The 24,770-nt window shown below is 51.8% G+C and carries 28 protein-coding genes and 1 other RNA gene; 11 read left to right on the plus strand and 18 right to left on the minus strand.

Features of this window, described 5'->3' with window-relative positions; all coding sequences use genetic code 11:
* Positions 1 to 205: 205 nt before the first annotated feature.
* The 7 genes from ACR64Q_RS17365 to ssrA all read right to left on the minus strand — a co-directional run bounded on the left by ACR64Q_RS17365 (position 206) and on the right by ssrA (position 6,022).
* Positions 206 to 685 (minus strand): hypothetical protein, encoded by a 480-nt coding sequence (locus ACR64Q_RS17365; protein WP_313732548.1) that lies wholly within the window; start codon positions 683 to 685, stop codon positions 206 to 208.
* Positions 685 to 1,383 carry a DUF3800 domain-containing protein gene (locus ACR64Q_RS17370; RefSeq protein ID WP_313732549.1) on the minus strand — a complete coding sequence of 233 codons (699 nt, stop codon included), beginning with the start codon at positions 1,381 to 1,383 and terminating at the stop codon, positions 685 to 687. Before ACR64Q_RS17370 ends, ACR64Q_RS17365 begins: the two co-directional genes overlap by 1 nt.
* On the minus strand, positions 1,380 to 2,903 hold the full coding sequence (locus ACR64Q_RS17375) for a restriction endonuclease subunit S (protein WP_313732550.1): 1,524 nt from the start codon (positions 2,901 to 2,903) through the stop codon (positions 1,380 to 1,382). The genes ACR64Q_RS17370 and ACR64Q_RS17375 overlap by 4 nt, the downstream gene beginning before the upstream one ends.
* Positions 2,896 to 4,659 carry a class I SAM-dependent DNA methyltransferase gene (locus ACR64Q_RS17380; RefSeq protein ID WP_313732551.1) on the minus strand — a complete coding sequence of 588 codons (1,764 nt, stop codon included), beginning with the start codon at positions 4,657 to 4,659 and terminating at the stop codon, positions 2,896 to 2,898. Before ACR64Q_RS17380 ends, ACR64Q_RS17375 begins: the two co-directional genes overlap by 8 nt.
* 56 nt (positions 4,660 to 4,715) lie before the next feature.
* Positions 4,716 to 5,174 (minus strand): hypothetical protein, encoded by a 459-nt coding sequence (locus ACR64Q_RS17385; protein WP_313732552.1) that lies wholly within the window; start codon positions 5,172 to 5,174, stop codon positions 4,716 to 4,718.
* Positions 5,171 to 5,479, minus strand: coding sequence for a nucleotidyltransferase domain-containing protein (locus ACR64Q_RS17390; protein WP_313732553.1), 309 nt, complete (start codon positions 5,477 to 5,479; stop codon positions 5,171 to 5,173). The genes ACR64Q_RS17385 and ACR64Q_RS17390 overlap by 4 nt, the downstream gene beginning before the upstream one ends.
* A gap of 162 nt (positions 5,480 to 5,641) precedes the next feature.
* Positions 5,642 to 6,022: a transfer-messenger RNA gene (gene ssrA / locus ACR64Q_RS17395) on the minus strand.
* Between the two features lie 260 nt (positions 6,023 to 6,282).
* Between ssrA and ACR64Q_RS17400 the strand changes: the two genes are divergently transcribed.
* From ACR64Q_RS17400 to trxC, 4 genes are read left to right on the plus strand one after another with little or no spacing between them, the layout of a single operon-like run.
* The gene (locus tag ACR64Q_RS17400) at positions 6,283 to 7,227 is read left to right on the plus strand and encodes a DnaJ C-terminal domain-containing protein (protein WP_313732554.1); all 945 of its coding nucleotides are present in this window, start codon (positions 6,283 to 6,285) and stop codon (positions 7,225 to 7,227) included.
* 3 nt (positions 7,228 to 7,230) lie between these two features.
* Positions 7,231 to 7,539 (plus strand): chaperone modulator CbpM, encoded by a 309-nt coding sequence (locus ACR64Q_RS17405; protein ID WP_313732555.1) that lies wholly within the window; start codon positions 7,231 to 7,233, stop codon positions 7,537 to 7,539.
* Between the two features lie 3 nt (positions 7,540 to 7,542).
* Positions 7,543 to 8,496 (plus strand): zinc metalloprotease HtpX, encoded by a 954-nt coding sequence (locus tag ACR64Q_RS17410; RefSeq protein ID WP_313732556.1) that lies wholly within the window; start codon positions 7,543 to 7,545, stop codon positions 8,494 to 8,496.
* Positions 8,497 to 8,552: 56 nt separating this feature from the next.
* A complete protein-coding gene (trxC, locus tag ACR64Q_RS17415; RefSeq protein ID WP_313732557.1) occupies positions 8,553 to 8,987 on the plus strand; it encodes a thioredoxin TrxC in 435 nt (144 codons plus the stop codon).
* Here the strand turns inward: trxC and ACR64Q_RS17420 are convergent.
* Positions 8,982 to 10,352, minus strand: coding sequence for an O-linked N-acetylglucosamine transferase, SPINDLY family protein (locus ACR64Q_RS17420; protein WP_313732558.1), 1,371 nt, complete (start codon positions 10,350 to 10,352; stop codon positions 8,982 to 8,984). The two genes, trxC and ACR64Q_RS17420, sit on opposite strands and share 6 nt — an antisense overlap.
* A 115-nt stretch (positions 10,353 to 10,467) precedes the next feature.
* Positions 10,468 to 10,890, minus strand: a complete 423-nt coding sequence (locus tag ACR64Q_RS17425; protein WP_313732559.1) for a hypothetical protein — start codon at positions 10,888 to 10,890, stop codon at positions 10,468 to 10,470.
* Between the two features lie 90 nt (positions 10,891 to 10,980).
* Here ACR64Q_RS17425 and cysD point away from each other — a divergent pair, with 90 nt between their 5' ends.
* The 5 genes from cysD to cysN are packed head-to-tail and all read left to right on the plus strand — an operon-like array spanning position 10,981 to position 14,633.
* Complete coding sequence (gene cysD / locus ACR64Q_RS17430; protein ID WP_036277398.1) at positions 10,981 to 11,889, plus strand: sulfate adenylyltransferase subunit CysD; 909 nt, start codon at positions 10,981 to 10,983, stop codon at positions 11,887 to 11,889.
* Between the two features lie 51 nt (positions 11,890 to 11,940).
* The gene (locus ACR64Q_RS17435; protein WP_313735034.1) at positions 11,941 to 12,348 is read left to right on the plus strand and encodes an excalibur calcium-binding domain-containing protein; all 408 of its coding nucleotides are present in this window, start codon (positions 11,941 to 11,943) and stop codon (positions 12,346 to 12,348) included.
* 19 nt (positions 12,349 to 12,367) lie between these two features.
* Positions 12,368 to 12,571 carry a hypothetical protein gene (locus tag ACR64Q_RS17440; RefSeq protein WP_026602201.1) on the plus strand — a complete coding sequence of 68 codons (204 nt, stop codon included), beginning with the start codon at positions 12,368 to 12,370 and terminating at the stop codon, positions 12,569 to 12,571.
* A gap of 2 nt (positions 12,572 to 12,573) precedes the next feature.
* A complete protein-coding gene (locus ACR64Q_RS17445) occupies positions 12,574 to 12,951 on the plus strand; it encodes a type II toxin-antitoxin system death-on-curing family toxin (RefSeq protein WP_313732560.1) in 378 nt (125 codons plus the stop codon).
* A gap of 56 nt (positions 12,952 to 13,007) precedes the next feature.
* Positions 13,008 to 14,633 (plus strand): sulfate adenylyltransferase subunit CysN, encoded by a 1,626-nt coding sequence (gene cysN, locus ACR64Q_RS17450; protein WP_313732561.1) that lies wholly within the window; start codon positions 13,008 to 13,010, stop codon positions 14,631 to 14,633.
* 102 nt (positions 14,634 to 14,735) lie between these two features.
* Here the strand turns inward: cysN and ACR64Q_RS17455 are convergent, their stop codons facing one another.
* The 5 genes from ACR64Q_RS17455 to ACR64Q_RS17475 all read right to left on the minus strand — a co-directional run bounded on the left by ACR64Q_RS17455 (position 14,736) and on the right by ACR64Q_RS17475 (position 19,519).
* Entirely contained in the window at positions 14,736 to 15,182 is a 447-nt protein-coding gene (locus tag ACR64Q_RS17455; protein ID WP_313732562.1) for a hypothetical protein, read from the minus strand.
* Between the two features lie 98 nt (positions 15,183 to 15,280).
* Positions 15,281 to 16,702, minus strand: coding sequence for a phosphomannomutase (locus ACR64Q_RS17460; protein ID WP_036275900.1), 1,422 nt, complete (start codon positions 16,700 to 16,702; stop codon positions 15,281 to 15,283).
* A gap of 118 nt (positions 16,703 to 16,820) precedes the next feature.
* Positions 16,821 to 17,507, minus strand: a complete 687-nt coding sequence (locus ACR64Q_RS17465) for a helix-turn-helix transcriptional regulator (protein WP_026602206.1) — start codon at positions 17,505 to 17,507, stop codon at positions 16,821 to 16,823.
* A gap of 49 nt (positions 17,508 to 17,556) precedes the next feature.
* Positions 17,557 to 17,931: a VOC family protein gene (locus ACR64Q_RS17470; protein WP_026602207.1), complete on the minus strand. Its 375-nt coding sequence runs from the start codon at positions 17,929 to 17,931 to the stop codon at positions 17,557 to 17,559.
* A gap of 82 nt (positions 17,932 to 18,013) precedes the next feature.
* On the minus strand, positions 18,014 to 19,519 hold the full coding sequence (locus ACR64Q_RS17475) for a helicase HerA-like domain-containing protein (protein ID WP_026602208.1): 1,506 nt from the start codon (positions 19,517 to 19,519) through the stop codon (positions 18,014 to 18,016).
* 489 nt (positions 19,520 to 20,008) lie between these two features.
* Between ACR64Q_RS17475 and ACR64Q_RS17480 the strand changes: the two genes are divergently transcribed.
* Positions 20,009 to 20,749, plus strand: coding sequence for a VPLPA-CTERM sorting domain-containing protein (locus ACR64Q_RS17480; protein WP_026602209.1), 741 nt, complete (start codon positions 20,009 to 20,011; stop codon positions 20,747 to 20,749).
* A 242-nt stretch (positions 20,750 to 20,991) separates the two neighbouring features.
* Here ACR64Q_RS17480 and ACR64Q_RS17485 read toward each other — a convergent pair whose 3' ends face one another.
* Together ACR64Q_RS17485 and ACR64Q_RS17490 are read right to left on the minus strand one after the other, a co-directional pair.
* Complete coding sequence (locus ACR64Q_RS17485; RefSeq protein WP_036275903.1) at positions 20,992 to 21,648, minus strand: redoxin family protein; 657 nt, start codon at positions 21,646 to 21,648, stop codon at positions 20,992 to 20,994.
* 200 nt (positions 21,649 to 21,848) lie between these two features.
* Positions 21,849 to 22,331: a YajQ family cyclic di-GMP-binding protein gene (locus tag ACR64Q_RS17490; protein ID WP_026602211.1), complete on the minus strand. Its 483-nt coding sequence runs from the start codon at positions 22,329 to 22,331 to the stop codon at positions 21,849 to 21,851.
* A gap of 148 nt (positions 22,332 to 22,479) precedes the next feature.
* On the opposite strand from ACR64Q_RS17490, the gene ACR64Q_RS17495 reads away from it, so the two are divergent.
* Positions 22,480 to 23,031: a hypothetical protein gene (locus ACR64Q_RS17495; protein WP_313732563.1), complete on the plus strand. Its 552-nt coding sequence runs from the start codon at positions 22,480 to 22,482 to the stop codon at positions 23,029 to 23,031.
* Between the two features lie 39 nt (positions 23,032 to 23,070).
* On the opposite strand, the gene ACR64Q_RS17500 is transcribed toward ACR64Q_RS17495, so the two are convergent.
* Positions 23,071 to 23,349, minus strand: coding sequence for a ubiquitin family protein (locus ACR64Q_RS17500; RefSeq protein WP_313732564.1), 279 nt, complete (start codon positions 23,347 to 23,349; stop codon positions 23,071 to 23,073).
* Positions 23,350 to 23,354: 5 nt separating this feature from the next.
* Positions 23,355 to 24,539 (minus strand): WD40/YVTN/BNR-like repeat-containing protein, encoded by a 1,185-nt coding sequence (locus ACR64Q_RS17505; protein WP_313732565.1) that lies wholly within the window; start codon positions 24,537 to 24,539, stop codon positions 23,355 to 23,357.
* Between the last annotated feature and the right edge of the window lie 231 nt (positions 24,540 to 24,770).

Genomic DNA, 24,770 nt, shown 5'->3' on the forward strand with positions numbered 1-24,770 from the left:
GTCCAATTGCTGGTCAAAGTACCGTCCAATTGCCGATTAAGGACAAAAAATAATCCTGCCATAGTTGGTTTTCTGCGATCAGAAAGAATCAAAGTGTTCGAAAGTTTTACTTGTAAATAATGGTACACATGCAATAATTGCTCCGCTTCATTCACCATGTGTGAACAGAACGTTCGGGCCCGATTCATGGCAACATGTGTCGGGTCTAGTTTTTTCTGGGCTTTGCATATTTAGCTCGATTCCTCTCTAACTGCTTTATTTTTCCACTTTTTGTCGCAAGATAAGATGTTTTAAGCAGCCAATAATCCCTACGTTCAGACAACACGACAACGTATTGCTCTGCCTCAATCCAAATCACAATCTCATTCTGGTTATCTCTTTTCTCCACCCACCAACTGATTTCTGAATTCTCAATACAATTTTCTATTACCCAACTGACCCAGCCTATCCGTTCACACCGCCGTAAGTCAGGCGTCCTTTCTTCCTCAACATCACCCTCTTGCACCATATGCCAAAAGCCAAAGTGTTTACCCTTGGTTTCAGGTGTGTAACGGGGGCGCACGGGTAAATTATTAAAACGTAAATTGCTCTGAATGATCGTCTCAAAATATACAGAATAAACCCTATCTTCGTAAGCTTGCCAGTCTCCGCAAAAGAGAACCAAATCTGGCAAATCCATTGCCATTAGCTTGCCTCCCACACAAAAACATTGAATTTCCTTTCGGATGGCAAGGTACTGTAAATCAAACTTTTACCAGAACGTTGTTTTATACGGTCGATGACCGTCAGCTTGCCTGCATTAGTATTTAATCCGCGATGCACATAAGCCAATGCGCCAATAAACAGGTCGGTTAACTGCAACTGCGCCATTTCATACGAGCGAACATGTTGAATATTTTCAATCGCTTTACGATCAAAATCATAGTGGGCGTTATGTAATACTTTCTTCAAGTCATCAATTTTTTCACGCCCTAACGTATCTTTAATATCCAAATAAATATGGTAGCAATTGCCGTTTTCTAAAATGTTGCGCAACACATAAAAAAACATTTTGTAATAAAACAGATTATGGTCTTGAGCAAACTCGCCATGTTTCAGTTTTGATTTATCGGGTACTACCAGGCCACGAAAATGCAGGTCGGGATGGCTAAAAAAGTAATCAACTATTTCGCAATAAAAAGCCTGCTTACCAAGAGATATTTTTGTCCACTTAATCTCAAAGTCTGCCTTTAAACCATGCTTAACCTGTATTGCCCGAATATCTCGTGCGATTTTTCCGCTGATAGCTTGCGGACACCACACCGCCCCTAAAACCATGACGGGGATATTATCGCCTTCTAAATGACAGGACTCGTCGCAATAGACATTAAATAGTTGACTCATATCGCCTCCTGTAAGGAGGGTGATTCTGGATTAACGGGGAGCTCACCTGAAAGTAGCTTCGGTAATAATGTATCTCTTAGCTCTTGCAACGAATATATTACATCTATGTTTATTGACATATTTCTTTGCAAGTCAGCAACAATATATTGAAACTTGTCCGAAACCACCTTACTTGGCGCTAATAACTTAATCTTTCGTAAGTTTGTGACAGGCATTGCAATGGAAGGCACACCAACTTGAGATTTGTGCGCTAATAATTCATGTTGCCCTACATCAGATTTAAAATAATAAATCATGAATAATGGAGAAACAACTTCTCTATCTGGCCTTATGTAACATTGGCTTTGAGAAACAATATAGCGCTCATATTTTGACCCTTCAGGAATAATACTTACCTGACCTAATGTGCCGCGATGCGTAATTACAATATCTCCTCTATAAACATTAGATTTAATTAGTTTATCAGCGTGCTCATAAGTTAAAAACTTGTTATCTCCGTCCTCTAACATAGTGCCTTTAAGTTGTTGACCATTGATAATCGGGACACCTTCATCAACGAAAGTTTCTACCTTTATGTTTGACCCGAAAGGACCCATTGCTATAGTTGAAGATAGTTTTTCTAGAGTTTTTACTTCCCACCCCTCCGGCATTTCCCCCAACTCAGAATCCACCAAGGCATCGGGGAATAAGGCGGCGGTGGTTTTAAGTTGTTGCAGGGTTTGTGGATCGAGTTGGGCGAGTTGTTCTGGGGTTTTGCCGCTGATGGCGCAGACACCGGCTTGTTCAATCTGCTCGGCACTTGCGCCTGTTTGTTTGGCGGCCATTTTGGCTTTCACCGGCTCGAAATCGACAAACCAGCTTTTAAAAATGGCTTGGGCGATTTGTTCTAGGGTTTGATTGATTTGTCGGTTGAGTTCGATTTTGTCGTTTAGTGACCAAATAACATCAGCTATTTTATTTTGTTGTTCTATAGGTGGTAAAAGCACATGAAAAGCTTTCGCTTCAGGAAAATAAATTGTTTGATGCGTTGTTCCTCTTGAAAAGAGCGAAAAACTAGAGTTTTCTGCAAAAAGAATTGCAGCTAAATATCTATAATCAATCTTTTCAGAACAAACCCAGTTTACAAAATCCTGACTGGTTGCCATAGGTTTCTTTATTACTATGACATATCCAACTGATGCCGTGCGTGACAAACAAACTGTATTAGCCGGAAGTATTCTCGCAGAGGAATTATCAATGCCTTTTTGAGTCACATGCTGGTAGGTATCATGTATTACACGTCCGTGATTGCTTGTGGCATCCTTTATGCCAACCCATGGAATATCACCATCCCAATAGTCTGCGTGTTTTCTGCTAGGTGTATGGCCCGTCTCTAAACGTGCAACGTCTGTTAACTTAACCCATTCCCAACCATCTGGCTTAGGCAAATCTGGCTTACCTACTGACAATGCGAACCTACCAGGTATCACACCCTGAGTTGCTTCTCGACCACCAGTTTTAGTTTGTACAAATTCAGTCATCGTAACCTAGATCCGCCAAGTTCTTTTTAATCTCCACTTCTAGCTTTTTGCTTCGTTCAAACTGGAATTTGAGCTGTGCCGTCAACCGCGCCATTTTTTCTGCAAAGGCTTCGCCATCATCCACAGCGTCTGCTGCACCGACATAACGGCCAGGGGTGAGTACATAACCGTGTTTTTGTATTTCAGCCAAGGTAACACTTTTGCAAAAGCCGGCTTGGTCTTGATAGCATTCACCCTCACCCCGGCCCTCTCCCTGAGGGAGAGGGCGGTTGGTTTGCCATAGGTGGTACGTTTGGGTGATTTTGTTTAAATCGGCTTGGCTAAAGTCGCGCAATACGCGGTCTTTCATGTAACCCAGATTACGGGCATCGATAAACAGGATTTCGCCTTTGCGGTCGCGTAAGGCTTTGCCACTGGCGGAGGTACGCGGGCCTTTGTTTTTGGTTAAAAACCAGATACAAGCGGGGATTTGGGTGTTGGTGAACAATTGGCCGGGCAAGGCGACCATACATTCCACCAAGTCGTTTTCGATCAGCGCTTTGCGGATTTCGCCTTCGTTGTTGGTGTTGGAGCTCATGGAGCCGTTGGCCAGCAACAAACCCATACTGCCGTTGGGCGCCAAGTGATACAGCATGTGTTGTAACCAGGCAAAGTTGGCGTTGCCGCTGGGTGGTTTGCCGTACACCCAGCGCGGGTCGTCGTCACTGACGCCGGTATCCCACTCGCGCATATTGAACGGTGGGTTGGCCATCACAAAGTCGGCGCGTAAATCCGGGTGCTGGTCGTTGGTGTAGGTGTTGGCGGGTTCTTTGCCAAAGTTAAAATCAATGCCACGTATCACCATGTTCATGGCGGCCAACTGCCAAGTGGTGTGGTTGTATTCCTGGCCGTAAATCGACACATCGCCAATGCGGCCTTGATGCTCGCGGATAAAGTTTTCCGATTGCACAAAAAAACCGCCGCTGCCCATCGCCGGGTCGTAGACGCGGCCTTTGAAGGGTTCCAGCATTTGCACAATCAGGCTGACGATGGATTTGGGCGTGTAAAACTGGCCGCCTTTCTTGCCTTCGGCCAAGGCAAATTGGCCGAGAAAGTATTCGTAAACATGGCCGAGAATGTCTTTACTGCTGAGGCTGGCGTGTTTAAACGGGATGGTGGCGATTAAGTCGATCAGTTCACCCAGTTTGGCGGGGTCGATTTGCAGGCTGGTATAGCGTTTGTTGAGGATGCCTTTGAGTTTGGCATTGTCTTGTTCAATGGCTTCCAGGGCATGGTCGATCAATTGCCCGACGGAGCTGATGCGGGTGCAAAGGCGTTTTTCGGTGTCATCTTCCGGCGCTTGGGTCAGCACGTCACCGGCTTTAGTTAGCCAGATGACGCTGTTAATGACGACTTTGTTCTGGTTTTGCAAAAACTCCCAACGCGCCATTTTCGGCACCCAAAATACATTGGTTTCGGCGTAGTAGTCGCGTTGTTCCAGTTCGGCGTTGATTTCGGCTTGGTAGTCGGCGCTGTCCTCGCCGCCAAAGTCAGTAGGGTCCAGGTAGTATTCGTGGTCCGGGTTTTTAAATTGATCGGTAAGCTCTTGACGCCGAATGTCAAACGAGTCGCTGACGTATTTTAAAAAAATTAACCCGAGCACAGTGTGTTTGTATTGCGAGGCATCCAGGGTGGAGCGCAGCTTGTCGGCGCTGGTCCAGAGTTTTTTATCGAGGTTGTTTAAAAACTGTTGTTCGTCATCATTGACCATGGGCATTAGGCTTTTTAAATTGATTCTGGCGTCTAGTGGGATTTATCGGTGTTTACCAATCACTACAAATAAGGTTGGACAAAACGTTTTACGGCATCCAACACATCAAGAAGGGAAGCTGTTAGATCAAGCGCCTTGTTGATGATTTCTGCTTTGAGTTCAGGATCATCAGGGTAATCGTGTGCAAAGGTGTTTCTGACTTCACGCAGCAGCAACCAATCATCTGCCGATGGAATCGCACCTATTTTTTCAAGGCGATTCAACTTGTCTATAAATGCTTTTAACTCACCCGGTTCTTTTGTCAGCTCCAACACCGCCGGGAACAACTTGGCGCCCATTGCATCCTGCAATTTCCCAAATCGCAAGGAAAACTGATCCAAAACGGCAATCTCAGTATCGGTTAAACGACTTAAGCCTTGTTCGTCAAATGGGGCATGGCATTGCAGTTGACTTACAGCCCAACGCAACCTATCGGCATGACGGTCACAGATTTTTAGGATCTCTTGTATGGCTGTAATCATTGCAACTGAATCCCGGTCTGCTTGGCAATTTGATAAATAGGTAAGTCAACCGAGCCATTGGTCTTACGCAACACGACGTCGATTTTTTGATCCCCGAGCCTTTTGTGTAAATCACGTAGAAACTTCAATTTACTGTTGATTAAGTCCGCTGCCGATTGCATTTGGACCTCAATATAAAGATCGATGTCGCCACCTTTTTCGTCATCCCGTACTCTTGAGCCGAACAACCAGACATGGGCATCTTCACCGAAGTTGCTTAAGACACTTTCACGTATTGTTTGGGCTTGAGATTGTGATAACCGCATGGTTTATTGCTCCTTCAACAGCATTTGCAAGACTTTCAGCCATATACTCAGGTAAACGAACGGGTACTGTGATTTTAGTAGACTTTACCAGACATAAAAAACCCCGCGAAGTCTTGAAACTCGCAGGGTTCGGTACATCTTAGGACTTTTAATACTCATTCTTGGTGGAGGCGGCGGGAATTGAACCCGCGTCCGCAAGCACTCCGCCACAAGCTCTACATGCTTATCCCGCGCTTTTAATTTAACTGTTGACTACCCGTCGGGCCAAGAGGATCAACAGCGATTTCGATTGGATTTAGCGCTTCGGGCTCCGAACTAAGCCTTGGCGCGAGCTTATGTAATATGATCCCTGAGCGCCCCCCGAAGGAGACTCCAGACGCATAAGTACATCTGGTCAGAGAAGTGGTGCAGGTTTTAAGCTGCTAAGGCCACTGAGTAGTTTTCGTCGTTTGCGAATACTTGTTTTCAGTAGGTTTTACGAGCTGTACTGTGCTCGGCATGCACCTGAGGTTTTGCTACCCACGTCGAAGCCATGTCGCCCCCAAGAAGTTGTATCTTATCAAATCGATAAAATAATTGTCAGCTATATAGGTTTTAAATCAATTATTTCAAGAGGGCCTTTTTCGCAACCGCCTGAACAGTAATGCCGCAAATTAAACCTTGATCTGCGGCAACTCAAACCCTATATCGTTCGATGTTGCTAAACCTTGTTTTATAAGTTGTCGGAGGCCCGGCTATCCGCTATAAGTCATAGACAACCATAACGCCCAAGCCCTCGTCACAGCATCAACAGGAGCCATTGCGTGCAATATAAAGATTATTATCAAATTCTCGGCGTGAGTCGCGATGCGGTGCTGGCAGACATCAAAAAAGCTTACCGCAAGCTGGCCCGCAAGTATCATCCCGATGTTTCGAAGGAACCGAATGCCGAGGCGCGCATGAAGGAACTCAACGAAGCCTATGCCGTGCTGTCCGACACGGAAAAACGCGCGGCTTACGATCAATTGGGACGCGGCTATCAACCGGGCCAGGAGTTTCATCCACCGCCGAACTGGGATGCCGGCTTCGAGTTTTCCAGCACCGATACTGCCGATTTCGGCGACTTTTTCAGCGAATTATTCGGCAAGATGGGCGCCGGCCGAGCTCGCGGCGGGCCCTTTGAGGGCCAAGCCGGCTTTCATGCCCAAGGCGAGGATCATCACGCCAAAGTGCTGCTGGATATAGCCGATGCTTTTAACGGCGCCGCCCGGCAAATCAGCTTGCGGGTACCGCGCATGGATGCCGGCGGCCATGTGGTTTTGGATACGCGCACCTTGAACGTCAAAATCCCCAAGGGCGTCTACGAAGGCCAAATCATCCGTCTAGCCGGCCAAGGTGCGCCGGGCATGGGCAGCGGCAAACCCGGCGATTTGTTGCTGGAGGTACATTTCAATCCGCATCCGCGTTTGCGGGTGGACGGCAGCAACCTGCATATGAGTCTGCCGGTCACACCTTGGGAAGCGGCGCTGGGCGCGATGGTGCCGGTGAATTTATTCGATACCGGCCTGAAAGTGCGCATCCCGGAAGGCACGCAAAGCGGTCAACAACTGCGACTGCGCGGCAAGGGCATTCCCAGCTCGACGCCGGGCGATTTGCTGCTGGATATTCAGGTGGTATTGCCGCCAGCTAGTTCGCCCAAAGCCCGAGCACTTTATGAAACCATGGCGCGCGAGCTGGCTTTCGATCCGCGCGCTCAACACAGGAGTTAAAGCATGCCATCAGCCGAGAACTTGATACACGCCGTTCTGGAAGACAGCGGCCTGACATTGCAGCAGCTGGCGGCCATCTGCGCGGTAGAGCCGGAATGGATTACCCGGCATATTGAAGAAGGCTTACTCAACCCGCTACCGCAGCAGCAAAGCGAATGGCGTTTTTCCAGTGCGCATCTGGTGCGGGTGCGACGCATCGTCAGCCTGGAACGCAATTTCGAAGCGGTACCGGAGCTGGCCGCGCTGGTGGCGGATATGCAGGAAGAGATCGACGAATTGCGCCGCCGCTTGCGCCGGGCCGGCCTGGAGTAGGCTATGCAGAGCATCGAATGGCATCGTCATAGCTGGCTTAACCGCCTGCAAACAGTGCTATTAATGTTGGCACTATTGGCAATCTGCACCTTGGCCGGCAGCCTGTTGTTTGGGGAAGAAGGCATCTGGATCGCCTTGGCGACCGGCGTATTTGCGCTGATCTTCGAACCGGCGGCGGCCTGGCGCTTGACGCTAAGTCTTTATCGCGCGCGGCCTATCCATCCGCAAGAAGCGCCGGCGCTGTGGCAAATGCTACAGGTGCTGGCCGAACGCGCCGAACTGCCCAGCGTTCCGGCGCCGTATTACATTCCCAGCCCGCTTATCAATGCCTTTGCGGTCGGCAGCCGCCAACAATCGGCAATTGCGTTGACCGATGGATTATTCAAGCAACTTAACTCGCGGGAACTGGCCGGCGTGTTGGCGCACGAAATGGCGCATATCGCCAATAACGATTTGCGGGTGATGGGTTTGGCCGATGCGATTAGCCGGATTACCGCTTTATTCGCCGCCACCGGACAGTTGTTTTTGTTGCTGTCCATCCCTTTGCTGCTGTTCGGCGAAATCAGCTTTCAAATCAATTGGCCTGGCTTGTTGCTGCTGCTGTTTTCGCCGCATTTGGCCTTATTGATGCAGTTGGGCTTATCGCGCATCCGCGAATACGATGCCGACCTGAATGCGGCGGCGCTGACCGGCGATCCACTGGGCTTGGCGACAGCCTTGGCGCATATCGAACAAGTCAGCGGTGGTTGGAAGTCGATACTACTGCCAGGCTGGGGCAATCCGGTACCGTCTTGGCTGCGCACTCATCCGCCGACCGCTGAACGGGTACGCCGCCTGCAAGCCTTGAGCCCCAGCCGGCTGCAAACCCTTTGGCACGAACCGTTCATCGCGCCGGCTTACGGTAGCCGGGTGATTGTCCGGCCAGCGCGTTGGCGCATCGGCGGTTTGTGGCGATAATCGCTTAATTTTGACGGGCGAATCAATTCGCCGATACTTATATTCGAGAACACAATATGAGCGAATCCCTACATTTAGTCTGCCCACATTGCCAAGCGGTAAACCGCCTGCCGGCGGCCCGTCTGTCGCAAAGCCCAAAATGTGGACAATGCCACCAAGAATTATTCAGCGGCCATCCTTTGGCGTTGACTGCGAAAAGCTTTGAAATACATCTGGCACGCAACGATATTCCACTGCTGGTGGATTTCTGGGCAGACTGGTGCGGACCGTGCAAAATGATGGCGCCGGCTTTTGCCCAAGCCGCTCAGGTTTTGGAACCACGGATTCGGTTGGGTAAAGTCGACACCGAAGCGGAGCAACAGCTCAGCGCCCGTTACAACATTCGCAGTATTCCCACTCTGATTTTGTTTAAAGGCGGTAGAGAACTGGCCAGACAAGCCGGCGCACTGAGCGCGCAAGACATCGTGCGCTGGGTCACTAGTCAGCTATAAGCGCGGCTCGGTTTGGCCGATGGCTATCGGCAAATCGCCGGCGACGTGCCGCTGCCACATGGTTTTGTACAAGGCTTCCAAATGTCGGGTATAAGCCTTGATATCGAACAGTGGTGTGCTTAAGCGATTGTCTGCCAATTTTTGCCTGACTTCGCTTAAGCGTGCCGGGTTGGTCGCCAGTTCCAGGGCCAAATCGTAATAGCCTTCCAAATCGGCGGCTATCAATTCCGGCAAACCGATCGCATACAGCAAACTGCCAGCCACCCGCGATGCAAAGGTATCGCCGACGCAAGTGACTATCGGCACCCCCACCCATAAGGCATCGCTGGCGGTGGTATGCGCGTTGTAAGGTTGGGTATCCAGCACCAGATCGGCCAAGGCCAGGCGGCCCAAGTGTTCGACCTGCGGCAAATCGTCGGCAAATATCAATCTATCCGGCGCAATGCCGCGTTGATAGGCTTCGTTTCTGAGCCGGCCTTTGGCTTTGGAATTTTTTAACAACCACAACACGCTACCCGGCACGCTATACAACAGTCTGCACCAAATATCGAACACTTCCGGGGTAATTTTATAGGCCTGGTTGAAACAGCAAAAGACGAAGCTGTGCTCGTCCAAACCATGTTGCGCGCGCTTGGTGGGCTTACCGATTTCGGCATGCCGACCGTGCGGTTGATAGCTGTCGGGCAAGTAAGCAAAGGCTTCGCTGTAATCGGCGGCGCTGGCGGCTGGCGTCAGGTAAGGATCGGTAATGATGTAGTCGCAAAAATCGCCGCCCAAAGTGCCGGGATAACCCAGATAGTTGACCTGAATCGGCGCCGGCCGGTAGCTGAGGATTTCGGTACGGGTGCCGCGGGTATAGCCTTTTAGATCGATCAGAATATCGATGTTATCTCGGTGGATGGCTTGGGCGGCTTCGGATAAAGACAGTGCTTGCAGATCGACAAAGCTATCGAAAAACTCGCAGAGCCGTTGGCGCATACCCAAGCCGTCGTCCGGCCCATAAGAATAGGCATACACTTCAAACTGCTCTCGATCATGCGCCTCGAACAACTCCGCCAGCAAAAATGCCGTGGCATGCTCATGAAAATCGCTGGACAAATAGCCCAAACGAATTTTGGGCCGGTTGCTCGTAGGGTAGTTAAAAGCCAGATCGGCTCGTTCCAGCGCACTAGCATCGATGCGATCTTTCAACCAGAGATCAGCGCACAAGCGTTGTTCCGCGGCCGACACCCCCGTTATCGATAACAAATGAAACGGCGACACTTTATTGCTTTCCTGAGCCGCCAGGCTAACGCGCATTTTCTCGCGCCATTCCTCAACCCGCTCCCACTCGCAAAGGCTACGACTGCGATCATAGAATTTCATCTGCCCAACTCCGTCGCCATCCTGCCCAATGGCCCGCGAAGATGCGCGGGACCTGAACCTCATGGTACCCCAAATCCGCCGCAGTGCCGGATTTATCGGGGTGCCGACTAAAGCGCTACAGCATTTGCAACAGCGGCTTGAGCGGAATAGCGAATTTCTGGCGGGCGATGTCGCCGACCACCCCGGTATAACTGCGCTGCAAATATAAATCCACACCACAGACCCTGGCGATCATCGAGCAGCGGCCGCTGAGCGCAAACTGCTCGCCTTGCAGGCGATAAACCAAGGGCACGCAATCGTTGCGCAGTATCGGCCCGGCGACGACCAAATCGATACGCTGATCGAACATCTCGTATTCAATGCCGCCCGGCAACAAAGCCAGCTGCGCCAGCAATACCCTGTCGTCATCGCCGATAGTGCCGTAAATACTGCAACGGCACTGGTGCAAATCGGTCAGCAATAGCTCGGCGAGTATTTGCGCATTTAGTCGCGCTGGCTGTTGCTCAACCAGTTTTTCCAGTCCATGTATCTTTCTCATAAGCTTTGCCGATAGCGTCGATGGGGGTTTGCCTTTAAAATAGCGGGCTTACACTTCACAGCAAACATGGCCGTGCGCCCCGGATATTTGATGACCGATTATAAATTAACCCATCTGAAACAGCTCGAAGCAGAAAGCATCCATATCATTCGCGAAGTGGCGGCGGAATTTGAAAAGCCGGTCATGCTGTATTCAATCGGCAAGGATTCCGCAGTGATGCTGCATCTGACGCGCAAAGCTTTCTTCCCCGGCAAACCGCCCTTCCCCTTATTGCATGTCGATACCACCTGGAAATTTCGGGAGATGATCGAGTTTCGCAACAACATGGCGAAAGATCTGGGCTGGGATTTAATCGTGCATATCAACGAAGAAGGTGTCGCCCAAGGCATAGGCCCGTTCACGCACGGCAGTAAAAAACATACCGACGTGATGAAAACCGACGGCTTGAAACAAGCCCTAAACAAATACCAGTTCGACGCAGCCTTCGGCGGGGCGCGCCGCGACGAGGAAAAATCCCGCGCCAAGGAACGGGTGTATTCGTTTCGCGATAAAAATCACCGTTGGGACCCGAAAAATCAACGCCCGGAACTCTGGAACATCTACAACGGCAAAGTCGATAAGGGCGAGTCTATCCGCGTCTTCCCGCTATCCAACTGGACCGAACTGGATATTTGGCAATATATTCATCTGGAAAATATCCCCATCGTACCTTTGTATTTTGCCAAAGAGCGGCCAGTGGTCGAAAAAGACGGCATGCTGATCATGGTCGATGACGAGCGCATGCCGATCGGCCCGAATGATAAAGTTGAAATGAAAATGGTCCGTTTCCGCACGCTGGGTTGTTACCCCTTGACCGGTGCGGTTGAATCGACTGCGACCACCCTGCCGGAAATCATTCAGGAAATGCTGCTGACCACCACGTCCGAACGTCAGGGCCGCTTGATTGATCATGATCAGGCAGGTTCGATGGAACAGAAGAAGCGCGAAGGCTACTTCTAGCAGCCCGGCACTGCGTTGACAGCGAACATGGCGATCAAAAGTTTGTTATTGGTGTTTATCGTTCTGTATGCGGCGGATAGCTTAGGCGCAGTTTATAAATGCACCGATACAAATGGCCGCATCGTCTATTCAGACACCGCTTGCGATACCAAAGTTGATCGCAAGACCGCGAATTTGAAGCCGCTTGCAGAAGTCAAAGCCGAGCAACAGCCTGTGTCCAAAATAACCGATAAGGTTAAGAGCTTTTTCCGTAACGGTTCAAACTCAGAGCAAGCGGATGCTGCGCCAACTGGCAATGCCGCGGAGCAACGTTCACAAAAATATGTATGCGATGGCCGCACTTATTGCTCGCAAATGACTTCTTGCGAGGAAGCGACTTTTTTCATCAACAACTGTCCGGACACAAAAATGGATGGCAACAATGACGGCATTCCCTGTGAAAAGCAGTGGTGTCGATAAGTCTTTTAGCGAGTTACTCATGCAATTACATGAAGAAATACAGCAGCATCTTGTGAGACTCGAGCCCCGTCTGCAAGCCGAGGTTTTGGATTTCGTATTGTTTTTGGAACAAAAACAGCAGGAATCATTAGGCAAGCCAGCAATTGACGATGAAGAAGCCTTAAATATCCATGCACAATTGATGGATCAATATGCAGACGCCTTTGCAAAATTGGCGCAGTAACAATGCCCGACTTGTTTTATATCTCGAAAACCCTGGCATTAACGATACATCAACAACAAATAGAACGCTTCGGCGGTACGCAAGGCATTAGAGATGAATCATTGCTGGAATCGGCGCTCGGCGCAGCCCAACAAACCTGGCATTACAGCGGCGACATTTTTCAAACTGCCGCTCAATATTGCTATTCGCTCGCTAATAACCACCCGTTTTTGGACGGCAACAAGCGAGCCGCCGCTGCTTGTATGCTGGTTTTTCTGGCTGCCAACCATAAACAACCGGCGATGGACAACATCCAGCTCTACGAATGGGTAATTAATGTAGCAACCCGGCAATTGAGTCGTGACGAACTAGCCGACTTATTAAAACAATATTGCAAGTAAGCGCTTTATAAAAAAAGCGCGGCACCTTTTAAACAAATAAGGCACTTAGGAATCCCATGTCCCACCAATCCGATCTCATCAGCACCGACATCAACGCCTATCTGGCGCAACACGAACGTAAAGAGCTATTGCGGTTTTTAACCTGCGGCAATGTCGACGACGGCAAAAGCACCTTGATTGGTCGTTTGCTGCACGACTCGAAAATGATTTACGAAGATCAATTGGCCGCAGTACAAGCCGACAGCGTCAAGTCCGGCACCACCGGCGCCGGCAAGATCGATTTGGCCTTGCTGGTTGACGGCTTGCAGGCCGAGCGCGAGCAAGGCATCACCATCGACGTGGCTTATCGCTACTTTTCGACTTCAACCCGCAAATTTATCATCGCCGACACTCCGGGCCACGAGCAATACACCCGCAACATGGCGACCGGCGCGTCGACTTGCGATTTGGCGGTGATTTTGATCGACGCTCGTTATGGCGTGCAAACCCAAACCAAACGCCACAGCTTCATCGCCTCGTTGTTGGGCTTGAAACACATCATCGTCGCGATCAACAAAATGGACTTGGTGGGCTATAGCGAAGAGACTTACCACAAGATTCAGGACGACTATCTGGCGTTTGTGAAAACCCTGGATCTGCACGACGTACATTTCATCCCGATGTCGGCATTGGACGGCGATAACGTGGTCAACCCCAGCGAAAATATGCCCTGGTTTACCGGCATGCCGATGATGGAACTGCTGAACAGCATCGAAATCGCCAGCGACCACAATTTCGACGACGCCCGCTTTCCGGTGCAATACGTCAACCGCCCCAACCTGGATTTTCGCGGCTTTTGCGGCACTGTCGCTTCCGGCGTATTCAAAAAAGGTGATCAAATCACGGCATTGCCATCAGGTAAAACCAGCAAAATCAAATCCATCGTTACTTTCGACGGTGACTTGGAGCAAGCTTTTGCGTCTATGGCCGTAACCTTGACTTTGGAAGACGAAATCGACGTCAGCCGTGGCGACATCATCCTGGGTCAACAGCAAGCCGCACCCAGCATCGCCGACAAATTCAAAGCCACTATCGTCTGGATGACTGAGCAAGCCATGGTCCCAGGCCGGCAGTATGTGATCAAACTGGCGACGCGCAGCGTGTCCGGCTCGGTGTCGATGATTCATCACCGCATCGACGTGAATACGCTGGAACACCACGATGCCATGGAATTAAAGCTAAACGAAATCGGCTCCTGCACTGTGACGGTCAATGCGCCGGTGGTGTTCGACCCTTACAAACGCAATAAAACCACTGGTTCGTTCATCGTCATAGACCGCCTGACTAACGTCACGGTCGGCGCCGGCATGATTACCGGCGACGCCAGCGCGGAAGACTGGTCGCCGGTGTCCGCGGCCGAGCGGGCGATACGTTTCAGCCAAACCGCCAGCATCATCGCCTTGAGCGGCACCAATGCCCAGCAAGTGGCTTATCAGCTGGAACGCAAACTGTTCGACACCGGCCATGCCACGACGGTGTTGGAACAAGCGAACGATGCTCTGGCAAATGCGATCAAAAACGCCGGTTTGTTGTGCTTGTGCCTGGACGAAAAACCGGCTGCCGCCGATCTAAGCTTCGATTGCGATCAATACAACGTCGATGAGATTTACGTTGCGTTGAAAAATCGGGAAGTGATTCGATAAATGAGGACTCACCGTCAGCTTGACGGTGAGCAGTACGAGGATTTTAGCGATTAAGTGAGCGGAAACCTCGAATGCAGAGGTTTCCGCGTCAAGCTACAGTTGTTATTTCAATAGATCCAGCGCTTTCTCGGCGGCTTTTTCTTTAGCCTTGCCTTTTACTACGCTGGTCGCTTCGCCGGTTGATTTAGGTGCCGCATCGACTTTGCCTTTCAGATCCGTTGCCGCTTCCTTGCCGGCTTTCAAGGTTTCCACGCCTTGCTTGGCTTCCGCCGGCACCGCCTGCTCCACTTTTTGCTGCGCGGCGTCTTTCACCGCATCCTGGGCCTGATCCTTAACCACGCCAGGCGCTGTTTGTACAGCCTGTTTTGCCGCGCCCGCGGATTCGACAGCCTGGACTGCCGTTGTCGCGCCCGGCACCGCAGTCGGCACTGCCGCTGTGGCGGCGTTGGTCGCGGCTTGCTTGGCAATACCGCCTAAAACAGAGCTTTCGGCGAAAGCGGAGCCAGAAATTAACAACAGTGAAGCCAAAAATACATTTTTGTGTTGCATGGTGAAACTCCTTAGTAATAGTTATTAACGCGGGGACAGAATACCCCAGCCAAACTTAACGGCTGATTAACGCTATTACTGACGTGCCATACAATTTCTCAAACCCCGGCAATCCGTTTTAACGTGGAACTAACCAGTGATTCAGCGCGCGCCATGTCGTCGGCTTCAACATAACAACGCAGTTCCGGCGCATTGCCGGAGGGGCGCAGATGGACAATCTCGCTATTGGCAAAAGTCAACCTTAGCCCGTCTGTAGTATCGCGACTTACCGGCGCACCAAGCTCATCGCCCCATAGGCTACGATAAGCCGTGGCCTCCGCCTGCAAACGTTCCAGCAAGGCCCGACTGTTAGCGACCGGAAACTCTTGGATACGGTCGCTGGCGGTGTAACGTTGCGGCAAGCCTTTCAACAGTCCCGATAACTTCACGCCTTGGGTACTAGCCATCGCCAGTAACGCCAAGGCCGGCAGCAGCGAATCGCGAGTCGGCAATGGTGCCAAGGCGTTGCCGTTCACGGACAAGCCGTTCCCAGCCAGAAAGCCGCCGTTGGCTTCAAATCCGGCCACGCCACCGCTTGGCACTTGCTCCATGCCCGCAATCACGTAAGGCGAACCGATTCGCGTGCGGATTACCTGCTTGAACCAACCGGACGCCTCGATGGCTGTATTGCAGCTCACCGGCGTCACCACAGTATCGGCCCCGAGAAACTTCGCGCACAGCAAGCCGACAATATCGCCGCGCAGCCATTCGCCGGTTTCGTCGCCGATCAAAGGCCTATCGCCGTCGCCGTCGGTGGAAATCAGCGCATCCAGTTTATATTCGGCAGCCCAGTTGCGGCCGCGTTGCCGATCCGCCTCGCCGACCGCTTCGGTATCAATAGGTACGAAGGTATCTGTGCGCTCCAAACCGATTACCTCAGCGCCCAATTCCGCCAGCACGTCTTTCAATACATCGCGGGCGGCGCTGGAATGTTCGTAAACGCCGACTCGCCAGCCGTTTAGCAAATCGTGACCGAATAGGCTGGTGTAACGTTGCCGAAATTGCGTCAGCGCAGCCGGATTGACTGGCGGCAGCTCGGCGGAAACAGTTTGCACGTCCACTGTTGCGCTAGTCATCGCTGCTTCGTCCGCCTTGCTGATCTCGCCGTCGGCCCGATAAAACTTGATGCCGTTGCGGTCGAACGGAATATGACTGCCGGTAACCATAATCGCCGGCAGACCGTTCGCCAACGCATACAAGGCCAGCGCCGGCGTCGGCAACACGCCGCAAAAATCCACTTCGCAGCCCGCCTGACGAATGCCGGCCACGCACGCTTGGGCAATGTCCGGACTGGACGGCCTGAGGTCCATACCCAATGCTATTTTTTGACCAGGCCGCGCCAAATTTAAACCTTGGATAAACGCCAGCGTATAAGCCGCGCAGACTTCGCCGGTCATTTGACTAACCAGGCCGCGCGCGCCGCTGGTGCCGAACGCCACGCCGCTGTCGGCCATCATTTGTTGGATGTTGATTGTTGTCATGAGTCAGGAGCAGTTGAGAGTCGATGAAATGAAAATACCGGCAATTCTACCGGTCAAATTGGACATGATAGAGAAAACCTGATTTTCGGCAACCCGAATCGTAGCGTTACCGGAAATCTCACTGCGGCAGGCAATGCATCCGCCGAATAAAGTCCTGCAAGGTTTGCCCGGCGTCGTCGGTAAATACTTCATCCAGTACCAAGGCCTGCTGGATACGATCCAGCCGGAAATTGCGAAAGTCGCCGCGTAGTTCGCACCAACCCACCAAGGTCCAGACATTGCCCCAAAAATATAAGCCCAGCGGCCTGATCCGCCGCTGGCTGAAGGTACCGTCGGCACGGCGGTAATCCATGGATAGCAAACGCTTGCCGTCCAGCGCCTTGCGGCAAATATCCATGGTCACATCCAAATCTTCGCGCGGCGAAAAACGCAGCGCGAATAATTTGCTGCGCTCCAGTTGTTCGCGCAATTCCGTAGGCACTACCGCCGTCACTTTGTCCAGCACCGACTGCGCGGAATGTCCCAACTCCTTGCCGGCCCAGGTTTTCACCATCCGCGCGCCGATTACCAAGGCTTCCAGTTCGGCGGCGCTGAACATGATGGGCGGAATATCCAGACTGTGACGGAGCATGTAACCGACGCCGGCCTCACCTTCGATAGGAATGCCGGACAGGCTTAACACTTGGATGTCGCGATAGATGGTGCGTTCGGATACTTCCAGGCGCTCGGCGAGCGCTTTGGCGGTAACCAGCCTTCGATTACGCAGGATTTGGACGATTTGAAACAGACGGTCAGCGCGGCGCATTTGCAGAACGGGCAGTCATATTCGAGACTGCCCGCCGTTTTATTTTCCGTTAAGATGGGGAATACAGTCCAACTCGGTTACCTTCGCTATCGAGCAGCATCGCAAAGTAGCCGCATTCGCCGTCGTGAATGGGGGTTTTCGGCATCAATATGCTGCCGCCATTTGCTTCCACTTTGGCCAGCGGCTCATTTAAGTCGGTGCCGCCGTTGAAATACACCACCGCGCCGGTCGCGCTAGGCTGATAATGTTCGCCCAATACCAGCATACCGCTGACGGCACCTTCATCGGCATCGAAAATCCCCAGTTGATAGCCGCTCATTTCCTCCTCCTTGAACGATGCATTTAAAACGCCGCAATAAAACTCCTGTGCGCGCGGCATATCAATGACGGGTAATTCAAACCAAGTGGCTAAGTTGTTGATCATGATGTGGTCCTCGTTGTGGTTAAAAGAGCCGTTATCCTAAAACAGCCCTCCTGACAGCGTTATGTCAGCAATGTTTTAGGCCTTAGCGCCGACCACCTAATAACGAGCCCAACACGCCGCGAATAATTTGCTTGCCCACTTCCTGGCCGATACTGCGGGCGGCGCTTTTCGCGGCCGCTTCCAGCACACTTTGCCCGCCGCTGCGACCGCGCCGCGATTTGGTAGCCGCGCCCACGCCGCCCAGCAATACTTCGCCCCAATTGAAACCTGAGCCGGAACCACCATTCTCGGCGGCGGGCTCAGGCGGAGCGACTTTTTCCGCGCGGCCTTTCAGAATTTCGTAGGCCGATTCGCGATCGACCTGTTTTTCGTAATGGCCGGCAATGACGGAGGTACTGATCGATTCCTGGCGTTCGGCATCGCTGGCAGGGCCGACTCGGGAACTAGGCGGCTTGATCATTGCTCGCTCTACCGGCATCGGCGTACCTTTTTCGTCGAGGAAAGACACCAAGGCTTCGCCAACGCTCAGCTCGGTGATGGCTGTTTCAACATCCAAACCTGGATTCGCCCGGAAGGTTTCCGCCGCCGCTTTCACGGCTTTTTGGTCGCGCGGCGTAAACGCCCGCAAGGCATGCTGCACCCGATTGCCGAGCTGGCCGAGAATCACGTCAGGAATATCCAAGGGATTTTGACTGACAAAATACACACCCACGCCCTTGGAACGGATCAAGCGCACCACTTGTTCGATTTTTTGCAGCAGCGCGGACGGTGCGTCGTTAAACAATAGATGTGCTTCGTCAAAGAAGAATACCAATTTAGGCTTATCCAAATCGCCAGCTTCCGGCAGATTTTCGAACAATTCGGACAACAGCCACAACAACAAGGTGGCGTAGACGCGCGGCGAGTTATACAAGGTGTCCGCCGCCAGAATATTGATCACGCCCTTACCGCCGTCGGTTTGCAGAAAGTCGTTGAAATCCAAAGCCGGCTCGCCGAACAAATTCTCACCACCCTCATGCTCGAGTTGCAGCAAACCGCGCTGGATCGCGCCGACGCTGGCCGCCGAGATACTGCCGTATTCGCCGGACAACTCGGAGGCATTTTCGGACGCGTATTGCAGCAAGGCCCGCAAGTCTTTCAAATCCAACAACAGCCAGCCGTTATCGTCGGCAATCTTGAACGCGGCGGTAAGCACGCCGCTTTGCACCTCGTTCAAATCCAGCATCCGCGCCAAAAGCAGCGGCCCCATTTCCGACACCGTCGAACGCAGAGGATGGCCCTTTTTACCCAACACGTCCCAAAACAGCGTCGGCATCGCCGCATAGTCGGCGGCTATACCCAGCTCTGCCAGCCTTGCTTCAACTTTGGCATTGCCGCCGCCGGTCCGGCTGATACCCGACAAATCGCCCTTCACATCCGCCATGAATACCGGCACGCCGATTTGTGAAAACGCTTCGGCCAAGGTTTGCAGAGTGATGGTCTTACCTGTACCGGTAGCGCCGGCGATCAAGCCGTGGCGGTTAGCCATGGCCGGCAACAGACAAAGTTCGGCAAGTTGGGATTTGGCGATCAGCAAGGGTTCGGTCATGGGCATTTCCTGAAAAAGCGGCAAGGATAAAAAAGTCGCGCAACCATACCATGACCTGAATTGTTAGGTATAGGTTGGCATTATCGTCCGCTGCTCATCGGCTTTGTCTCAAACAATCAAAGCCTCGCTTTAGGCTTTCAGTACAGCCATCCCTGCCATGGACAGCATACATTTGTAATACATTTCTTCAAACCTTCACGGTTCGGTAACCGTTTTGACTTGGACAATTCGTACGATTGCGCACCGACCGGAACTCTGCTAGGTCGCGAAGACAGAATTTCTAGGAAGAATACCGACGACTTTGTTTTTATTCGAGTTTTTCTCGACAAAAGACTGGACGTAGGTAGCTGGCAATGGAAGCGGCAACGCATTGAAAAGCTCCAAACGCAATGTGGCCAGCAAACTTTAACCGACTTTGATAGGCCTTTAGTGAAAGCTAATGGTTCGACTTGAAGTCAACTTGCCTTTTTAAAGTTATTAGGGACTTTTATGAAATTTAAAACTTCGCTTCTGGCATTTGCCGGGGTACTTTCAATGTTAAGCGGGAACGCTTCGGCGGCATTAATTTCGTTGGACGGTAACGGCTTTACGGCTATCTATGACGATACCAATTTAGGCTTGTTTGGCGCCCCGACTTTATCGGGTGACGGCAATAGCGTTTTGTTCTCGCCGTTGAACTTTAAGGCCCAAGCAACCGGTACGCAAGGCACGGTGTTCACCAACAGCAACGTGCAGTTTGACATCAGACCCGATGCGAATCTGAGTTTGAGTGGCGTAAGCCTGGTGGAAAACGGCGACTACCGTCTGGTCAATCGTTCCGGCAGCATCACCTTGGCGCCTTCGGTCGACGCATCCGGTCAATTGCGTTTAACCAATCTGTGGAATGGAGTGGATCATATCGCGACCAACTTTTCCGCTGGTCCATTGACAGATTCCTGCGCCACATCGTCCGGCTGCCCGCTAAGCACTTGGTCGGCCTCGGCTACGTTGAATACGCCTGTTGCTTGGGGTAATGCCGATGTTCGCGTCAGAATCCAAAACGACTTAACCGCCGAATCTTTCAATGTAGGTGATTCCGCATTGATCGAGAAAAAACAATCATCACAAAGTCTGGTATTTACGCCGTTTGTTGAAGGCGGATCAACCGCAGTGCCTGTTCCTGGCGCTGTCTGGTTGTTTGGCTCAGCTTTGGCGGGCCTGACTGGTTTGCGCCGCAAAGTAAGCCAGTAAGACCAAGTTGTATTGCTATACCCCAGCCTGACTTATCCGGAAATGGCCGGTTAGGCTAGCTAAAAAACGTTAACACTAGACACGGATGTCGCCTTAAGATTTCGTCATAAGCAGTCGCTGGCTTTGTAACTGCTGCGTCTAAAACCCCGCGCGAGCCAGAGTGACATTCACCGGCCGCATTCAATACCGTTTATCGCACTATCTGGCGGCTACGCAGCGAACCTAGCGCACCCGAACGGGAGTTACAACAGCTTGAGAATATCGGTTTCCAGATCGGGATACGCCCCAAACTTACATTGGACCAGCAAGCCCGCTCTATCAACCAGAATATAGGATGGGGTACCTTGTAACTGGAAAAATTCGAAGGTTTCGGCGTGATAATCCAGGGTTTGTAAATATTGTTTTACCTGCGCTCGCACATGCGGTTGCCGCAAACCGATGTCTTGTTCCAAATCACTCAAGCGTTGGCTGATAAAAGCGTCAATTTCGCTTTCGATACTGCCAAATTCGCGCTTGGTCAATCTATCCATTGCTACCGGAAAATCGAGGCGATACGGTAACTTGCCGTCCTGCAACAGACCTCGCCCACTTAACACTCGCAAGGTTTCGCCGATCACTTCGCCGGTTTCAACCAAGCGTTTTAGATTTTGCAGATTATTTTTATCGAAGTCCTCAAACGCGGTAGCCAACCCCAGCACGGTCAAACCGCTCTCGGCATAACGTTGTTTTAACGCCAAGACCTGCGGCAAACAAGACAAAAAACAGCCGGGACAGTTGACTTGAAACACCGCCACCAACACAACTTGACCACGCAATTGTTCGAAATTGACAGACTGTCCCTGCACCCATTCGGAAACCGATAGGGGCGGCACTTTTTGACCGATCATTACCGTTCGCATATCGCTCTCCCCCGATAGTTTTAACGAAATCTTCGAACAAGTTGATGCGGTTCACTGTGCAAGCCTGGCACGAACGAGATCAACTTGTTATCTGGCCTCCATGGTCAGCCGGAAGGAATTAAACGGAAGTCCTTGAAGAATCCAAATCCGCGAGACGGCCGACAACCCTCTTAGTTAACTTAAAAGCTTCGGAACCGAAACTAGTCGCGAAAGTTATTGAACTGCAAGGGTTGCTCCAAATCTTCCGTGCGCAACATTTGAATCACTTCCTGCAAGTCGTCACGTTTTTTGCCGGTCACCCGCACCTTATCGCCGTTGATCGCGGCCTGGACTTTTAGTTTCTTGTCCTTGATCAGCTTGACGATTTTTTTCGCCAGATCGGTGCCCACACCCTGCTTTAAGGTGATAGGTTGCTGAGCGGTTTTGCCGGTGTCCTGAATCTTGCCACTTTCCAAACTGGAAATATCGATGCCGCGTTTACCCATTTTGGCATACAAAATCGGCAACATTTGTTGCAGTTGAAAGGTCGATTCGGCTTTCATCACGATGCTGTCGTCCTGCTGTTCGAAACAGGCATTGGAGCCTTTGAAATCAAATCGGGTAGCGACTTCTTTATTGGCCTGGTCCACTGCGTTGGTCACTTCGTGGCTGTCGAGTTCTGAAACGATGTCGAATGATGGCATAGCATTGATTTACAAGTATAAAAGTTGGGCAACTATAACGACCTTAGCGGCTTTATTCAACTGCTATCTGAGCGCCCGTGGCACGCAAACCCTACTTGTCGCTGGCCGATTTAGCGGGTATCTTAAACTGACGTCAACGGAGACACAGATGAATAACCCGACTACATTCACACTTGCCCTGATCGCCGGCCTTACCCTGCTGAGCTGCGGAATAATGACCGGTTGCGGCCAGGACCAAGCAAAATCAAGCGCTCCCAGCAAAGCCGCCGTCAAACAAACCCTGCGCACTACATCGTTGCTCGGCGCGGTCAGCGACAACGCCGGACCGCTGAAAACCGGCACTGTCAGCTTACTATCCGAAAGCGGGAAAACGCTTGCCAGCACCGAACTCAACAATAGCCAGCGCTATGAAATTCAAGTACCCGCCGGCACCGATTTACCGGTCATTCTAAGTTACACACCGGGCCCCAATGCGCCGAAAGAGGCACAATTAATCAGTGTGGTGATCCATCCCGACGCCAGCAAATACGACATAAACCCCACGACCACCGCCATCGCCAAACAAGCCAAGGCCATGGGCGGTTATACCCATAACAATATGGTGCAAGCAGCGGAAAGCACCGCACATGTGCCCGATGCCAATAAAACCACATCCGGTTTTCGTGGCGACCCGACAACACAATACGGTGGCTGGCACTAGTCTGTGCTTGGACAGTCCGATGGTTTCCGGCAAAAGCACTTATCCGCCGCTCAGTGCCTGAAAAATATAGACAACTCCAAGCTCCGGGACCCGATCCGAAAGCGTCTTTCTGTCGACCACAATCGTGTCGTCAACGCTAAGGTAAACATGGCGGCGTAGCGCCCCGCGTTCATCCAGTATGTAATCGGTGAATCCAGGCGCAAGCTGGTTGACGGCTTGCAAAACTTCCGCCACCGAACCGGCCGGCACCGTTATTGCGCGGCCCTCTAATACAGGAAAGAACCGGTAAAGATGCGAAGTCATTTTTACAGTCGGCATGGCGGCTAACCAAAACGTACCGAATAGACCGGCGGAAAATGGTTACCCAGACACTGCCAGGTCTCGCCCCGGTCTTCCGACAAATAGACGTTGCCGGTGGTGCTAGCAAAACACAAGCAATCGCCGGCAATATCGAGCCCATGCCTCAGGACAATATCGTAAGCATGTTCCTGCGGCAATCCGGCGCGAAAGGTTTGCCAAGTCTGCCCGCCGTCTGTGGTCCGGGCCACACACAAGCCGCCGCCAATTGCTATCCGTTCCGAATCCGCCCGTGCCGGCACTACCCAGGCAATGCGACCGTCACGCTCATCGACGGCAATCGGAAAACCAAAATGTACGCCGGCATCCGGCAGACTGACCTTGCGCCAGTGCCGAGCGCCGTCGTCGCTGTAAAACACGCCGCAATGATTTTGTTGCCAGAGATGCTCAGGTTGCCCGCAACAGCTGGTCATGAAATGCGGATCGTGCCCCCAATCCACCGCTGGATTCGGCAGATAGTCCATCAACAAGCCGTTATTTCGACCTTGCCAAGTCTGGCCGCCGTCCGCGGTTTCCAATACGCCAGCCGACGATACGGCGACATGGATCCGATTCGGATCGCGAGGATCAACAACAACGGAATGAATGCCCGGCTCGAATACGCCGTAATCGATACTGGCCGGGGTGCCGCCCCAGCGATTCTCGCTGGTCGCCTCGCCGGCAAACAAATCGCCGCCTCGGCTCTCGTGATTCCACAACGGCCGGTTTAGCGTCCAGCTGTCGCCGCCATCGTCGCTGACAAAGAGCCCGCCGGGAATAGTACCGGCATAAATCCTGCCGGCTTGTTCGGCGCTGCCGAAGGCCAGATGCCAGATCTTGAACACCGTGGCATTCTTATATTCCGGTTGTCCGGCCGGGGCCTCAGGATCAAAATCCGGCGTTGGCAGATATTGGGCAATGTAGCGCGCGCCTTCCGGATATTTCAAGGACGACAAATCCTCCCAGGTTTTGCCGCCATCGCGCGACCGCGACAGTTTCGGCCCCCAATGGCCGTGATCCAGCGAAGCCCACAAGGTGCCGTCACGCGGGTCGCGCGCAGCGTAGCAAACCGGAATGCCGGCATGGGCAATGGGACGCGGACGCCAAGCGGCGTTCGTCCGATCAAATATGACCGTACCCTTGCGGGTACCCAAAATAAGCATATCGGACATGGCTATACCTCTCTTTGCAATGGATGTTTTTAATTCGAGCGAATACTTCAACCGCAGCCGCGTGTTGTCCATCGCTGCGCAAACTTGTCGCAGTTACGACAATTTCACCTAGATTTATACGGTTGTTGCCTTTCCACCCGCGCCGCAAAAAGCTGCAAACCATGCAGAGCAAGGCCTGTAAGCTAATAAGCAAACTGGATTGAATTTTGCTTGAGCTAAGTATTACTTTTC

This window comes from Methylomonas sp. 2F7, from assembly GCF_057126975.1.

Excerpts from the sequence above, each read along its gene's own strand:
- ACR64Q_RS17375 (WP_313732550.1), bottom strand. The coding sequence starts at position 2,903 with ATGACTGAATTTGTACAAACTAAAACTGGTGGTCGAGAAGCAACTCAG.
- ACR64Q_RS17410 (WP_313732556.1), top strand. The coding sequence starts at position 7,543 with ATGCAGAGCATCGAATGGCATCGTCATAGCTGGCTTAACCGCCTGCAA.
- ACR64Q_RS17365 (WP_313732548.1), bottom strand. The coding sequence starts at position 685 with ATGGCAATGGATTTGCCAGATTTGGTTCTCTTTTGCGGAGACTGGCAA.
- ACR64Q_RS17425 (WP_313732559.1), bottom strand. The coding sequence starts at position 10,890 with ATGAGAAAGATACATGGACTGGAAAAACTGGTTGAGCAACAGCCAGCG.
- ACR64Q_RS17505 (WP_313732565.1), bottom strand. The coding sequence starts at position 24,539 with ATGTCCGATATGCTTATTTTGGGTACCCGCAAGGGTACGGTCATATTT.
- ACR64Q_RS17460 (WP_036275900.1), bottom strand. The coding sequence starts at position 16,702 with ATGACAACAATCAACATCCAACAAATGATGGCCGACAGCGGCGTGGCG.
- ACR64Q_RS17485 (WP_036275903.1), bottom strand. The coding sequence starts at position 21,648 with ATGCGAACGGTAATGATCGGTCAAAAAGTGCCGCCCCTATCGGTTTCC.
- ACR64Q_RS17405 (WP_313732555.1), top strand. The coding sequence starts at position 7,231 with ATGCCATCAGCCGAGAACTTGATACACGCCGTTCTGGAAGACAGCGGC.
- ACR64Q_RS17445 (WP_313732560.1), top strand. The coding sequence starts at position 12,574 with ATGCCCGACTTGTTTTATATCTCGAAAACCCTGGCATTAACGATACAT.
- ACR64Q_RS17480 (WP_026602209.1), top strand. The coding sequence starts at position 20,009 with ATGAAATTTAAAACTTCGCTTCTGGCATTTGCCGGGGTACTTTCAATG.
- ACR64Q_RS17490 (WP_026602211.1), bottom strand. The coding sequence starts at position 22,331 with ATGCCATCATTCGACATCGTTTCAGAACTCGACAGCCACGAAGTGACC.
- ACR64Q_RS17370 (WP_313732549.1), bottom strand. The coding sequence starts at position 1,383 with ATGAGTCAACTATTTAATGTCTATTGCGACGAGTCCTGTCATTTAGAA.
- ACR64Q_RS17470 (WP_026602207.1), bottom strand. The coding sequence starts at position 17,931 with ATGATCAACAACTTAGCCACTTGGTTTGAATTACCCGTCATTGATATG.
- ACR64Q_RS17455 (WP_313732562.1), bottom strand. The coding sequence starts at position 15,182 with ATGCAACACAAAAATGTATTTTTGGCTTCACTGTTGTTAATTTCTGGC.
- ACR64Q_RS17440 (WP_026602201.1), top strand. The coding sequence starts at position 12,368 with ATGCAATTACATGAAGAAATACAGCAGCATCTTGTGAGACTCGAGCCC.
- ACR64Q_RS17500 (WP_313732564.1), bottom strand. The coding sequence starts at position 23,349 with ATGCCGACTGTAAAAATGACTTCGCATCTTTACCGGTTCTTTCCTGTA.
- trxC (WP_313732557.1), top strand. The coding sequence starts at position 8,553 with ATGAGCGAATCCCTACATTTAGTCTGCCCACATTGCCAAGCGGTAAAC.
- ACR64Q_RS17420 (WP_313732558.1), bottom strand. The coding sequence starts at position 10,352 with ATGAAATTCTATGATCGCAGTCGTAGCCTTTGCGAGTGGGAGCGGGTT.
- ACR64Q_RS17380 (WP_313732551.1), bottom strand. The coding sequence starts at position 4,659 with ATGCCCATGGTCAATGATGACGAACAACAGTTTTTAAACAACCTCGAT.
- cysN (WP_313732561.1), top strand. The coding sequence starts at position 13,008 with ATGTCCCACCAATCCGATCTCATCAGCACCGACATCAACGCCTATCTG.
- cysD (WP_036277398.1), top strand. The coding sequence starts at position 10,981 with ATGACCGATTATAAATTAACCCATCTGAAACAGCTCGAAGCAGAAAGC.
- ACR64Q_RS17385 (WP_313732552.1), bottom strand. The coding sequence starts at position 5,174 with ATGATTACAGCCATACAAGAGATCCTAAAAATCTGTGACCGTCATGCC.
- ACR64Q_RS17390 (WP_313732553.1), bottom strand. The coding sequence starts at position 5,479 with ATGCGGTTATCACAATCTCAAGCCCAAACAATACGTGAAAGTGTCTTA.
- ACR64Q_RS17475 (WP_026602208.1), bottom strand. The coding sequence starts at position 19,519 with ATGACCGAACCCTTGCTGATCGCCAAATCCCAACTTGCCGAACTTTGT.
- ACR64Q_RS17495 (WP_313732563.1), top strand. The coding sequence starts at position 22,480 with ATGAATAACCCGACTACATTCACACTTGCCCTGATCGCCGGCCTTACC.
- ACR64Q_RS17465 (WP_026602206.1), bottom strand. The coding sequence starts at position 17,507 with ATGCGCCGCGCTGACCGTCTGTTTCAAATCGTCCAAATCCTGCGTAAT.